Annotated in this window: 13 protein-coding genes; all 13 read left to right on the top strand. The window is 37.3% G+C overall.

Annotated features, from left to right (window positions below):
- The first annotated feature begins 39 nt into the window (after positions 1-39).
- Positions 40-855, top strand: a complete 816-nt coding sequence (locus IGM13_RS10090; RefSeq protein WP_002382728.1) for a glycerophosphodiester phosphodiesterase family protein — start codon at positions 40-42, stop codon at positions 853-855.
- A 317-nt stretch (positions 856-1,172) separates the two neighbouring features.
- On the top strand, positions 1,173-2,942 hold the full coding sequence (gene recQ, locus IGM13_RS10085) for a DNA helicase RecQ (protein WP_002420024.1): 1,770 nt from the start codon (positions 1,173-1,175) through the stop codon (positions 2,940-2,942).
- 226 nt (positions 2,943-3,168) lie between these two features.
- Positions 3,169-3,474: a YlaN family protein gene (locus tag IGM13_RS10080; RefSeq protein ID WP_002356684.1), complete on the top strand. Its 306-nt coding sequence runs from the start codon at positions 3,169-3,171 to the stop codon at positions 3,472-3,474.
- 3 nt (positions 3,475-3,477) lie between these two features.
- On the top strand, positions 3,478-4,686 hold the full coding sequence (locus tag IGM13_RS10075) for an FtsW/RodA/SpoVE family cell cycle protein (RefSeq protein ID WP_033591652.1): 1,209 nt from the start codon (positions 3,478-3,480) through the stop codon (positions 4,684-4,686).
- Positions 4,687-4,718: 32 nt separating this feature from the next.
- A complete protein-coding gene (locus IGM13_RS10070; protein ID WP_010816162.1) occupies positions 4,719-8,147 on the top strand; it encodes a pyruvate carboxylase in 3,429 nt (1,142 codons plus the stop codon).
- Positions 8,148-8,163: 16 nt separating this feature from the next.
- A complete protein-coding gene (locus IGM13_RS10065; RefSeq protein ID WP_010715379.1) occupies positions 8,164-9,288 on the top strand; it encodes a CAP-associated domain-containing protein in 1,125 nt (374 codons plus the stop codon).
- The gene (locus IGM13_RS10060; RefSeq protein WP_002356689.1) at positions 9,285-9,719 is read left to right on the top strand and encodes a YlbF family regulator; all 435 of its coding nucleotides are present in this window, start codon (positions 9,285-9,287) and stop codon (positions 9,717-9,719) included. The genes IGM13_RS10065 and IGM13_RS10060 overlap by 4 nt, the downstream gene beginning before the upstream one ends.
- Complete coding sequence (locus IGM13_RS10055) at positions 9,709-10,059, top strand: YlbG family protein (protein WP_002359714.1); 351 nt, start codon at positions 9,709-9,711, stop codon at positions 10,057-10,059. The genes IGM13_RS10060 and IGM13_RS10055 overlap by 11 nt, the downstream gene beginning before the upstream one ends.
- 59 nt (positions 10,060-10,118) lie before the next feature.
- Positions 10,119-10,712 (top strand): 16S rRNA (guanine(966)-N(2))-methyltransferase RsmD, encoded by a 594-nt coding sequence (gene rsmD, locus IGM13_RS10050; protein WP_002420027.1) that lies wholly within the window; start codon positions 10,119-10,121, stop codon positions 10,710-10,712.
- A gap of 1 nt (position 10,713) precedes the next feature.
- Positions 10,714-11,205: a pantetheine-phosphate adenylyltransferase gene (gene coaD / locus IGM13_RS10045; RefSeq protein ID WP_002356693.1), complete on the top strand. Its 492-nt coding sequence runs from the start codon at positions 10,714-10,716 to the stop codon at positions 11,203-11,205.
- On the top strand, positions 11,192-12,262 hold the full coding sequence (locus IGM13_RS10040) for a SepM family pheromone-processing serine protease (protein WP_002382735.1): 1,071 nt from the start codon (positions 11,192-11,194) through the stop codon (positions 12,260-12,262). The genes coaD and IGM13_RS10040 overlap by 14 nt, the downstream gene beginning before the upstream one ends.
- A 62-nt stretch (positions 12,263-12,324) precedes the next feature.
- Positions 12,325-13,002, top strand: a complete 678-nt coding sequence (locus IGM13_RS10035) for a helix-hairpin-helix domain-containing protein (RefSeq protein ID WP_002420028.1) — start codon at positions 12,325-12,327, stop codon at positions 13,000-13,002.
- A 122-nt stretch (positions 13,003-13,124) separates the two neighbouring features.
- Positions 13,125-13,628: a ComE operon protein 2 gene (locus IGM13_RS10030; protein WP_002395327.1), complete on the top strand. Its 504-nt coding sequence runs from the start codon at positions 13,125-13,127 to the stop codon at positions 13,626-13,628.
- Positions 13,629-13,632: the final 4 nt, after the last annotated feature.

Below are 13,632 nucleotides of genomic sequence, written 5' to 3'. Positions count from 1 at the left end.
TACTTTTTCTTTTAATAAGTAAGGGAGTTGTGTGGATAAGTGAATAAAATCGCCAAATCTCTGATAGTAGGGGTATTTCTATTAACTGGTTGTGCTAATAGTTCTGTTGAACGTTTATTACCTAAAAACCAGACACAAATTATAGCTCATCGTGGAGATCATAATAAAGCACCAGAAAACACTGTTGAAGCAATTAATGAAGCAGCTAACCAGAATTATAATGGTGTAGAAATTGATGTTCGTAGCAATAAAGATGGTCAATTATATTTAATGCATGACAATACATTGGATAGAACAACGAATGGACAGGGAAAATCAGAAAAATTTACCATGAAACAATTAAAAAAAGTAAGTATAAAAACGGCTAGTTATCCTAAATATGAAAACACATCAATAAAAATTCCGACGTTTGAAGAAGCAATTGAAGCAGCTGCAAATAATGGATTGATGGTTAATGTTGATGGATCCAAAGGAAACTGGTTAGATGAACATTTTGTTAAAAATGTCATGGACATCTTAAAAAAATATGAAATTTATGATCGTAGCTTTTTTGTGATTAGTGATGAACCAAGTCGAAATTTTGTGATTCAAAAGTATCCAGATGCTACTGTCTCATGGCTATGTGACAAAAAAGAAGATATTCCTAAAGAGATAAAAAAAATTAAATCATATAAAAACGCATTATTATCTGTTGCTAATGATATTGCGGATGAAGCGGTCATTGAGAAACTCAATGTTTCTGGAATTCGTTATCAAGTATACGGTGTTCAAACTTCAGAGCGATATCAAGAATTGAAAAAAATGAAAGTGCCTTTAATTGAAACAGATAAAGTTGTACCAGATAAAGCTGAATAATTTTTCGACAAATAAACATTTAAACCAACTATGCTCGTTTTACTGCGAAAATAGTTGGTTTTTTTGATGGCAAAAACGAATTAATGCGTATTTTAAGATAAGGTTATTTTTTTATGTGTGGATAACTACTCGTTATCCACAACAAGCAAATGTCGCTATTTTTGAAAGCTTTTGATAGCAAGCTTTCACAATTTTTCATTCTTTTTGATGTTTCACGTTAACTGGTGTTTCACGATTGTGTCTTGTTTTAACACACCTTGTTCCTGTTAGATTAGCGTGTTAAAATGACTTGTAGAACAAAGATTGGAGCGCAATAAATGAGTGCATTACAAGAATTATTAAAAGATACATTTGGCTATGATGATTTTCGGCCAGGACAAGAAACGATTATTTGTCATGTATTGCGACAAGAAAATGTCTTAGGCATTATGCCAACAGGTGGAGGCAAATCAATTTGTTATCAGTTGCCAGCCTTACTTCTGGATAATTTAACATTGGTGATTTCACCATTAATTTCTTTAATGAAAGATCAAGTAGACGCCCTGAATTTAATGGGAATTCCAGCTACATATATCAATAGTACCATTTCCTATCAAGAAATGAATCATCGTATTCAATTAGCGGTTAACAAAGAAGTCAAGCTATTGTATGTTGCGCCAGAGCGATTAGAATCTTATGATTTTCAACAGATGCTGACACATGTACCGATTGATTTATTGGCAGTAGATGAGGCACACTGTATTTCACAATGGGGGCATGATTTTCGTCCAAGCTATTTGCGTTTAGCAGAGATTATCGATCAATTTCAACAACAACCAACTGTGATTGCACTAACAGCTACAGCAACGCCACAAGTAGCGGAGGATATTGTCAAGCAATTAAGAATTCCATCAGAAAATGAAATCAAAACAGGATTCGCTCGAGAAAATTTATCTTTTCAAGTCGTGAAAGATCAAAATAGAGACGTTTTTCTTTTGGAATATTTAAAGATGAATACTGGGCAATCAGGTATTATTTATGCAAGCACGCGGAAGGAAGTTGAACGAATTTATCATTTATTAGAGAATAAAAAAATTGCGGCTGGGATGTATCATGGGGGTATGAGTGAACAGCTACGTAGTGAAAATCAAGAAGCGTTCTTGTATGATCAAGTGCAAGTGATGGTAGCAACAAATGCCTTTGGTATGGGGATTAATAAGAGTAATGTTCGTTTTGTCATTCATGCACAAGTACCAGGAAATATTGAATCTTATTATCAAGAAGCCGGCCGAGCTGGTCGTGACGGTCTGCCTAGTGATGCTGTGTTAATGTTTGCTCCACAAGACTTGCAAATTCAACAATACTTTATTGAACAATCTGAAATGACCATTGATTATAAGCAGAAAGAGTACTTGAAATTACGGGAAATGTCACAATATGCGAATGCACAAATGTGTTTACAAAAATATATTTTACGCTATTTTGGTGAAGAAGGGACGGACTGCGGTCGCTGCTCGAATTGTCTGGATAATCGAGAATTAGTCGATATTACGGTCGATGCCCAAAAAGTCTTGTCTTGTGTAAAACGTATGGGAGAACGTTTCGGTAAGGGCTTAGTTGGTAAAGTCTTGACTGGTTCAAAAGATCAAAAAATTGATCAATGGCATTTTGATCGTTTGCCAACATACGGACTAATGAAAGGTCGCACGCAAAAAGAAGTCACACAGCTGATTGATTATTTAACAGCAGAACGTTATTTAATTCCTTCTGATGGGCAATTTCCGTTGTTATCAGTCTCGACAGAAGGTGTTCAGGTGCTCTTAGGGGAACGGAAGGTCTTCCGAAAAGAAGACCAAAAAGTTCGAAAAGTAGCAGTGGATGATGCCTTGTTTGAACGATTGCGCGAATTACGTATGGACATGGCTCAAGAGGCAGGCGTGCCGCCATATGTAGTCTTTTCCGATAGTACACTTAAAGAAATGTGTGAAAAATTACCGCAAACAACGATTCAATTATTGCAAATAAAAGGGGTCGGCCAAAATAAATTAGATAAATATGGCACCGCCTTTTTAGAAGTAATTAAAGAATATCAAGAGACAAAAAAATGATATAGTTTGTTATTTTATTTAAAATTAAAAGCAGAAAATAAGAAAAAAGTCTTTTAATGTATTTGTTGTTGTATTGATAAAATAAGCTTGTTATATAAAGAGATTTCTTACTTAATATATCGCTTGGTTTTAGAAAATTTCTTAAAGGAAATTTTCTGAAATCATCATGTATCTAACTGAGAATTATGTTATAATTATTTAATTAAGATAGGGAGGTTCTGTACAAATGGACGAAGGAATTTCAAAGAAATTTGCCATTCAATTATTAGAAGACGATGCAGAACGCATTAAAATGCTTATTCGTAATCAAAAAAACAGTTTGTGCATTTCTCAATGTAAAGCATTTGAAGAAGTGGTGGATACACAAATGTATGGTTTTTCAAGACAAGTGACTTATGCGACCCGTTTGGGGATTTTAACTAATGATGAAGGACATCGCTTACTAAGTGATTTAGAACGCGAATTGAATCAATTATATACAGATGTTTATGAAGAAACACAAGAAAAAAACGAGATTGGCAAGGAGGGTTAAGCTTTGCCAAACAAAGTAAAGAAACGGCATTTGCTAGACTATAGTATTTTTATTCCATATTTAATTTTAAGTATCGTGGGATTGATTATGGTATATAGTTCCACATCCGCATTACAAGTAATGAAAGGTTTTTCACCTACGTCATTCGTTATTAACCAGGTTGCCTTTTGGGTGGTAGGGTTAGTTGCAATGTTTTTTATTTATAAGATGAAAACATCCGTTTTCCAGAATCGAAGTTTTATCATGTTTGCCATTGCAGTAATTACGGTTATGGTTTTAGCCGTTCGGATTCCTGGTATCGGGAAAGAAATTAATGGCGCACGTGGTTGGATTGAGATTGGTGGATTTTCGATGCAACCAGCTGAGTATTTAAAAATCATGGTTGTCTGGTACTTGTCTTATATTTTAGCACGGCGACAAAAGACAATTAATGGAGGCATAGATCAATTTAAACAAGCTGCCGGGCGCCCGTTGATGCTCGTTTTTGTATTAATTGCTCTAGTTGCAATCCAGCCTGACTTCGGGAATGCGGCCATTCTAACATTAATTACCATCGTGATGGTTTTAGCAAGTGGGATTAATTATATGTATACCTACTTGGTCGGTGGCTTGGGCATTTTAGGTAGTATCACGGCTATTCAGTTATTAATTATGTCTAAAGGAAAAATTTTCCCAGCGCGTTATCAATATATTTATAATCGTTTTGCTGTTTTTAAAAATCCATTTTTAGATGAACGGAACTTAGGCCATCAGTTAGCTAATTCTTATTATGCAATCAGTAATGGCGGCTGGTTTGGCAAAGGTCTAGGGAATAGTGTTCAGAAAAAAGGCTTTTTACCAGAAGCACATACGGACTTTATCTTTGCGATTACTTTAGAAGAGTTAGGCATTATCGGCGGTCTAGCGATTTTAGGATTGTTGATGTTTATGATTGCGCGAATTATTTTAGTTGGTGTACGCTCGAAGAAACCTTTTAATTCACTAATGTGTATTGGAATTGGTACAATGTTATTAATTCAAGTCTTTATTAATGTTGGTGGGATTACTGGGATTATTCCATTAACAGGAATTACTTTCCCGTTCTTGAGTCAAGGTGGGAATAGTTTGCTGATTATTTCGATTGCTGTGGCCTTTGTCCTGAATATCAGTGCAGATGAAACACGTCAGAAATTAGAAAATGAGTACTATTTATCTTTAGAACAGAACCAATAAATTTGAAGGAAATTGATGGTAGGAGTGACGTTATGAAAAAGGTATTAGTTGCCAATCGTGGCGAAATTGCGATTCGAATTTTTAGAGCTTGTACAGAATTAGATATCCAGACAGTAGCGATTTATGCTGCAGAAGATGAGTATTCTGTTCATCGTTTCAAAGCAGATGAAGCGTATTTAGTTGGTAAAGGGAAAAAACCAATTGAAGCCTATTTAGACATTGAAAATATTATCCAAATTGCCAAAAAATCGGGAGCAGATGCCATTCATCCTGGTTATGGCTTTTTATCTGAGAACTTACGCTTCGCCGAACGTTGTGAAGAAGAAGGAATCATTTTTGTCGGACCTAAAACACATCATTTAGATATTTTTGGCGATAAAATTAAAGCGAAAGAAGCAGCTGTAGCTGCGGGGATTGCTTCGATTCCAGGCTCAGACGGGCCAGTAGCAACGGTGGAAGAGGTCGTAGCCTTTGGTGAAACGCATGGCTTTCCTATCATGATTAAAGCTGCTTTAGGTGGCGGCGGTCGTGGGATGCGCGTTGCCCACGATGCCAAGGAAGCACGAGAAGGTTACGAAAGAGCAAAAAGCGAAGCGAAAGCAGCCTTTGGTTCTGACGAGGTTTATGTTGAAAAGTATATTTCTAATCCTAAACATATCGAAGTACAAATTTTAGGCGATCATCATGGGAATGTCTTGCATTTATTTGAACGTGATTGTTCTGTGCAACGGCGCCACCAAAAAGTGGTAGAAGTCGCACCATGTGTATCAATGAATGAAGAACAACGAGCAGCCATTTGTTCGGCTGCTGTGCAGTTAATGGCGCATGTCGGCTACGTGAATGCGGGAACGGTTGAGTTTTTAGTAGAAGGGGATCAGTTTTATTTTATTGAAGTGAATCCTCGTGTTCAGGTAGAACATACTATCACAGAAATGATTACAGATATTGATATTGTGATCTCTCAATTACAAATTGCGCAAGGGCTTGATTTGCATAAAGATATGCATTTGCCAAAACAAAACGAATTGACATTAAAAGGCGCGGCTATTCAATGTCGGATTACGACTGAAGATCCCCTGAACCAGTTTATGCCAGACACAGGGAAAATTGATACGTATCGTTCACCAGGTGGTTTTGGTGTGCGTTTAGATGTAGGGAATGCTTATTCTGGCTACGCTGTGACGCCATATTTTGATTCTTTATTGGTTAAAGTCTGTACGCATGGTTTCTCTTTTGAACAGGCAATCAGTAAAATGCAACGCTGCTTAAAAGAATTTCGGATTCGTGGCGTGAAAACAAATATTCCGTTTTTACAAAATGTTGTGAGCTATCCAGCGTTTCAATCTGGCGAAGCCAAAACAACCTTTATTGATAATACACCTGAATTATTTGAATTTCCTCGTATGCGCGATCGTGGCAATAAAACGATGAAATACATTGGAGAAGTAACGGTCAATGGGTTCCCTGGTATTGAACGAACGGAGAAAAAATATTTTGAAGCTCCGCGCGTGCCGACAGATATTGAAGTTCCAGAAAAAGTGATCACAGCTAAAAATATTCTAGACGCTCAAGGAGCAACCGCCGTCATCGATTGGGTTAAGAATCAAGAAAGTGTGTTAATGACAGATACCACGTTCCGTGATGCGCACCAAAGTTTATTAGCTACTCGTGTGAGAACACAAGATTTTAAAGCAATTGCTGGTCTAACTGATGCAGCCCTGCCTGAGCTGTTTTCTAGTGAAATGTGGGGTGGCGCTACGTTCGATGTTGCCTATCGCTTCTTAACCGAAGACCCATGGCAACGTTTAAGAAAAATTCGTCAGTTGATGCCAAACACACTTTTACAAATGCTGTTCAGAGGATCTAATGCGGTAGGCTATCAAAATTACCCTGATAATGTTATTGAAGAATTCATTAAAGAATCTGCTCGCCAAGGAGTTGATGTTTTCCGAATTTTTGATAGCTTAAATTGGATTCCTCAAATGGAAAAAAGTATTCAAGTCGTTCGGGATACCGGAAAAATTGCGGAAGCAGCAATTTGTTATACTGGGGACATCAATGATCCAGCCCGAGCAAAATATAATGTTCAATATTACCTTGATATGGCTAAAGAATTGGAAAATTTAGGCGCACAAATCATTGCGATTAAAGATATGGCTGGCTTATTGAAACCACAAGCTGCTTATCGTTTAATTAGTGAATTAAAGGCAGCCACGGATTTACCAATCCATCTCCATACCCACGATACTAGTGGCAATGGGATCATCACTTATTCAGCAGCCACTAAAGCAGGCGTTGATATTGTTGACGTCGCAATGAGTGCGATGAGTGGCGCAACTAGCCAGCCAAGTATGAACAGTCTATATTATGCTTTAGTCAATGGTGAACGGACGCCAACTATTAACATTGATAATGCACAGAAAATCAATCATTATTGGGAAGATGTGCGCATGTATTATCAACCATTTGAAAATGGCTTAAATGCCCCGCAAACAGAAGTCTATATGCATGAAATGCCTGGTGGTCAATACTCTAATCTACAGCAGCAAGCAAAAGCGGTAGGCTTAGGGCACCGTTGGGATGAAATCAAAAAAGTGTATCACACAGTGAATTTGATGTTTGGCGATATTGTAAAAGTGACGCCATCTTCAAAAGTCGTGGGAGACATGGCACTCTTCATGGTTCAAAATAATCTGACAGAACAAGATGTTTATGCGCGTGGTGAAGAACTAAGTTTTCCTGAATCCGTTGTGACTTTTTTCCAAGGTGATTTAGGTCAACCAGTTGGTGGGTTCCCGAAAGAGCTCCAACGAATTATTCTAAAAGGTCGACCGGCCTTCACAGAGCGACCAGGTGACTTAGCAGCACCTGTTGATTTTGCGAAAGTACAAGAAGAATTAGCCGAAAAAATTGGGTATCAACCTAAATTGGAAGAAGTTTTAAGTTATTTAATGTATCCACAAGTATTTTTAGAGTATCGACAAAAATACGAAACCTTTGGAGATATAACCTTATTAGATACGCCAACATTCTTTAATGGTATTCGTCAAGGAGAGACATTGGAAGTTCAAATTGAACGAGGAAAAACGTTAATTATTCGTTTAGATGAAATTGGCGAACCTGATATTGACGGAAACCGTGTCTTGTTCTTCAATTTGAATGGGCAACGTCGTGAGGTTTTAGTTAAAGATGCCTCCATTAAGTCTGCTGTTCAAGTAAAACAAAAGGCGGAACCAACTAATAAAGAACAAATCGGCGCAACGATGTCTGGTTCTGTTCTACAAGTATTGGTCAAACGTGGCGATAAAGTAGAAAAAGGTCAGCCGTTGCTGATTACAGAAGCCATGAAAATGGAAACGACTATCGAAGCACGTTTTGCGGGCACGGTAGATCACATTTATGTTGAAGAAGGCGAAGCAATCAGCTCAGGTGATTTGTTATTAGAAGTGAAAGAAAAATAAGATGAGAGGGGAAAAAATGAAGCGATTTTGGGCCTTTACTGCTGTTTTTTTAACAGTTCTACTCATCGGATATTTAGAGCCAGTTTTTTTCCCTGCTGAAAAACCAACCGAAACAGCTCAAAGTGGGCGCTTATCCAGCGCTCACACCGCTGTTCCTCATGAAGAATTGCCAGCTTCTGGCTACGCAGCATACATAGGGAAAGATGTGGAAACCTTTATCCGCCAGTTTGGCAATCCTAAAGAAAAAATTAAAACAGGTCGTACGTATGAATTATGGACGTTCGGTTTGACGATGAATGATTACTTAGAAGTCAACGTTCGAGAAAATAAAGTCATCGCAATTAAGGCCTTTAACAATGACAAAATGATAGAACCGTTTAAGATAGATATGAAGCTTGCTGACTTGTCTGATTTAATGACGATTTATTCGAATTTTGCATTTAATTTTCATCATGAAGCTTACGATGTCGAGCTGATGGAAGAAGATATGAACTATCGACCACTGGTTGCTTTTGATAATGGCAGTTTTGCAGTGTTATTTTTTAATCAGCGGACAGGTGGTTTAATGGCAGTCAATTATGTCAATAAAGAAACGTTGCTTACGGAAATGCCGTATCAATTAAATGAAGGTTCTCCTTTGCCAGTTGATATAACGCAGTCAATGACCTTCGATCCTGTTCAAAGTAACCAAGCGATTTATGTCATGAATCTGGTTAAACAGCAAGAAAATCAAGCTGCTTTTTCAGTTTCCACACAAAGTCAAAAAGATGCCCAAACATTGTATCAAACGCTGGCCAACCATACACCAACAGTTTTGTCAGCAAATCGACAAGCGGAATTGTTACAAACAAGAGAGGAACATACGGCTATTCATCCCTTTCAGTTGACTAAGGACGAATTTTCTTTATTAGTTAAAACGAGCAAACTTTCGTTGAGAGAACCAGCAGGTATTTTCCAAGAACCTGTTTATGATAGTACCTTTACTATTTTGTCGTGGTTTTCGGACCCGCAATATGATAGCTATTTTGCTGAGTCAGAAACGACAGAATTGGGCGTTGCCTTTTCCAATGAAGGTGTGTTAGTCTTATTAGAGAAACGACCAGAAAATAGGCAAATCACGGAGAGTAGTGAAAAGTTATGATTGTGACAGAACATTTATTTGCAATTGAAGATCAAACAGAATGCTTAATTTCAGCACTTTTAGAAAGTGATGCTGTTCAAAACTATAAAGAAACAAAAAAGGCTATGTATGCTTCGGCGGAAGTTGCTCAGTTACAAAAAGCATTTTTAGAAGCTAAGTCAGCTTTTGAACGAGTAGAAGCTTATGGAATTCATGCGCCCGATTTTCGGGAGAAACAACGAGCCCTACGTAAAGCAAAGCGGGCGCTTGATTTAAATGAAATCGTTGCAAATTATCGTTTTGCTGAGACAAACGTTCAAACGTTGCTAGATACAATTGGTTTAAAGATCGCGCAACTAATTTCTGAAGATATTAAAGTAGATGCTGGAAATCCTTTCTTTGAACGAGGAAAGAAACATTCAGGTTGTGGAGGAAGCTGCCATGCAAGCTAAAGAAGAAAAAGAATTTACGCTTCAAGAGCGTCGTTGCCTAATTGTTTGGGTATACACATTAAAACCGTTAAAACAGTTACGCCGATATGGACTGATTCACTATGTTTCACGAAAAATGAAATATGTGGTGATTTACATGAATGAAGAAAATATTGAAAGTAACATGGAAAAAATTAATCAGTTACATTTTGTTCGTAGTGTCGATAAATCGTATCGACCAGATGTCGAAATGAATTTTGCTGAAAAAATTGGTACCAAAGCGGCTTATCAAGAACAAGAAGACGATGGCTATGTAGTAGAGGAATTATCTACAGAGATTCGCTTAGCAGAGAATGTCTAATGTAAAAGAGTGAGAAATGTTATGAGAAATTTCAAACATTTTTCACTCTTTTTGTTATAATGAATTATAAAAGAATGATTGATAAAGGAGTCGAAACAATGCGTGTTATTTCTGGAGAATATGGTGGTCGACGCTTGAAAGCGTTAGATGGTGACAATACTAGGCCCACAACAGATAAAGTAAAAGAATCTATTTTTAATATGATTGGTCCATATTTCGACGGTGGAATGGCGCTGGATTTATATTCAGGAAGTGGCGGGTTAGCGATTGAAGCCGTTTCTCGTGGAATGGACAAAAGTATTTGTATTGAAAAGAATTTTGCTGCACTAAAAGTAATTAAAGAAAATATTGCGATTACAAAAGAACCAGAAAAATTTGAAGTTAGAAAAATGGATGCTAATCGTGCCTTAGAACAGTTTTATGAAGAGGAGCTACAATTTGATTTGGTCTTATTGGATCCGCCCTATGCCAAACAAGAAATTGTTTCACAATTAGAAAAGATGTTAGAACGGCAGTTATTAACAAACGAAGCCGTTATCGTTTGTGAAACAGATAAAACTGTCAAATTACCGGAAACGATTGGTACACTAGAAAAAACAAGAGAAACCGTTTACGGAATCACTCAAGTAACGATTTATCGTCAGGAGGCGTAGGATGCGTAAAATTGCTCTATTTCCCGGAAGTTTTGATCCGATGACAAATGGTCATTTAAATTTGATTGAACGCAGTGCGAAGTTATTTGATGAAGTCATTATTGGTGTTTTTATAAATACAAGTAAGCAAACATTATTTACGCCAGAAGAGAAAAAATATTTAATTGAAGAAGCAACTAAAGAAATGCCAAATGTGCGTGTTATTATGCAAGAAACCCAGTTAACTGTGGAAAGTGCAAAATCATTAGGGGCTAATTTTTTGATTCGTGGCATTAGAAACGTCAAAGACTACGAGTACGAGAAAGACATTGCTAAAATGAATCAACATCTGGCGCCAGAAATTGAAACGGTTTTTCTATTAGCAGAAGAACCATATGCACATGTAAGCTCCAGTTTACTAAAAGAAGTTTTACGTTTTGGGGGCGATGTGTCTGACTATCTTCCTCCAAATATTTATCACGCGTTAAAACAAAAGAAGAATGACTGGAGCTAAAATAATGAATAAAAAAACAGAGAAATTTTCGTTTAAATCACTCATTCCAATGGTATTGGCATTGCTGCTAATTGGTTTGTTTATCGTCCCTATTCCTTATTATATTGAAGGACCAGGAACGACTGAAAATTTAAAAGAGTTTGTAACTGTTGATGGGAAAAAAGATACGCAGTCAGGTGCTTTTTATTTAACAACGGTGGGCATTCGTTCGGCCACTATTTTTTCTGCCATAAAAGCAAACTTTTCGGATTTTCAAGAAGTTATGTCTAAAAAAGAATTAATGGGGGATAGTAGTAATAGCGAATATAATCGAATTCAACAATATTATATGGATTCCTCAAAAAACGCCGCAATTGAGCAAGCCTTAAAATTAGCGAAGGTTCCATATGAGATGAAATTTAAAGGCGTCTATGTGTTAGCGATGGAAGACAACTCAAGTTTTAAAGGAAAAATTGAAGTTGGCGATACCGTGACAGGCGTGGATGGCAAATCTTTTAAAAGCAGTGAAGAATTAATGAATTACATTAAAGCACAAAAAGTGAATCAAAAAGTCACTGTTCAATTTATTCAAGATGGCAAAGCAAAAGAAGCGACCGGCAAATTAATTGAATTGCCAACAGATAAAAAAGCGGGGATTGGTATTGGTTTGACTGATCATACTGAAATTGATTCTTCTATCCCAGTATCTATTGAAGCGGGTGATATTGGTGGGCCATCGGCTGGTTTAATGTTTACTTTGCAGACATATGAACAATTAAGTCATAAAGATTTACGTAAAGGTCATGAAATTGCTGGAACAGGTACGATGAACAGTCAAGGAATCGTTGGTAGAATCGGAGGCATTGACAAAAAAGTTGTAACAGCCAGTGAGAACGGTGCAGAAATTTTCTTTGCACCCGATGATGAAATAACTTCAGAAATGAAAAAAGTTGAACCGAAAATCAAATCGAATTATCAAGAAGCACAAGAAGCTGCGAAAAAAATTGGGACAAAAATGAAAATTGTCCCAGTAAAAACGGTTCAAGATGCCTTGAACTATCTAGAAAAATTAAAATAAAAGTGTGCCTGGGCCAAAAATTACTAGTGATTTTTGGTCCAGGCGCATTTTTTTGTTAAAAAATGCGTAATTATATTTTGAAGGGAGGACAAACGATGGATTGGTTGAAACAGTTACCTAAAAAGTGGCTATTGCTAGGTAGTGGCGCGTCTATGGTCATTTTGATAACTCTATTAGTGGGCATTTATTTGATGGTTAATAAGAAGGCACAAGTAGACACCACAATGTGGGAAGAGACAAGTCTGACCACTACGGCAGAGGCCGCCACAGATGCCACAAAAGAAAGGGCAGAAACAATGATCTATGTTGATATTAAAGGCGCAGTGAAAGTACCAGGAATCTATCAACTAAAAAATCAGCAGCGGATTTGGGATGCTTTAGCTTTAGCTGGAGGCGTGAGCGAGGAAGCTGATACTGCCCAGGTCAATTACGCTCAAAAAGTAAAAGATCAAATGATTATTTACGTGCCCAAAAAAGGAGAATCAGTGGCACAGTCATTAGAAACGCTGCAGGAATCAGCACCTGCTCAGCAAAATCAGGAGGAAAAGATCAACGTTAATACGGCAACAGAAGCAGAGCTACAAACGATTTCAGGAATCGGTGCGAAAAAAGCACAAGAGATTATTCGCTTTCGTGACGAACAAGGACCGTTTAAAACCGTCGAGGAACTGAAAAATGTTCCAGGTATTGGAGAGAAAACAGTAGAACGTTTAAAAGACATGTTGACAGTGACTGGCTAACTTTTAACAGAAAATTCCTGAGAATTCTTGACTATGGGATGCGGATAACATACTATTTGTAATAAGATTAAATGATTTGGCAAATCGAACACAGGAGTCATTAAAAATAAAGGAGGTTTATTATGGAACGAATTCCATGGGACCAATATTTTATGGGACAAAGCGTCTTATTATCATTAAGAAGTACTTGCACACGTTTAACTGTCGGAGCAACCATTGTTCGCGACAAACGAATTATTGCAGGAGGTTACAATGGTTCAGTCAGTGGCGGAACGCATTGTATTGATGAGGGATGTTATGTTGTTGATAATCATTGCGTTCGAACAATCCACGCAGAAATGAATGCAATTTTACAATGTGCGAAGTTTGGCGTCCCTACAGAAGGGGCTGAAATTTATGTGACACATTTCCCTTGCCTGCAATGTACAAAGATGATTTTACAAGCAGGGATTAAAAAGATTTATTATTTAAAGGATTACCGTAATGATGAGTATGCCCTAAATTTAATTGAACAAGTAGGTGCCACGGTTGAAAAAGTGACTTTAGTACCAAAATATTTTGCCGAATTACAATGGGGAGAAGAATTTGCCACACTTGAGGACAATCCTTCCTCAGCTGAGGAATAATTGG

It is taken from the genome of Enterococcus sp. DIV0561, assembly GCF_050539875.1.
In the GTDB taxonomy this organism is placed as follows: domain Bacteria; phylum Bacillota; class Bacilli; order Lactobacillales; family Enterococcaceae; genus Enterococcus; species Enterococcus faecalis.
This window is presented reverse-complemented; position numbering and strand designations above follow the sequence as displayed.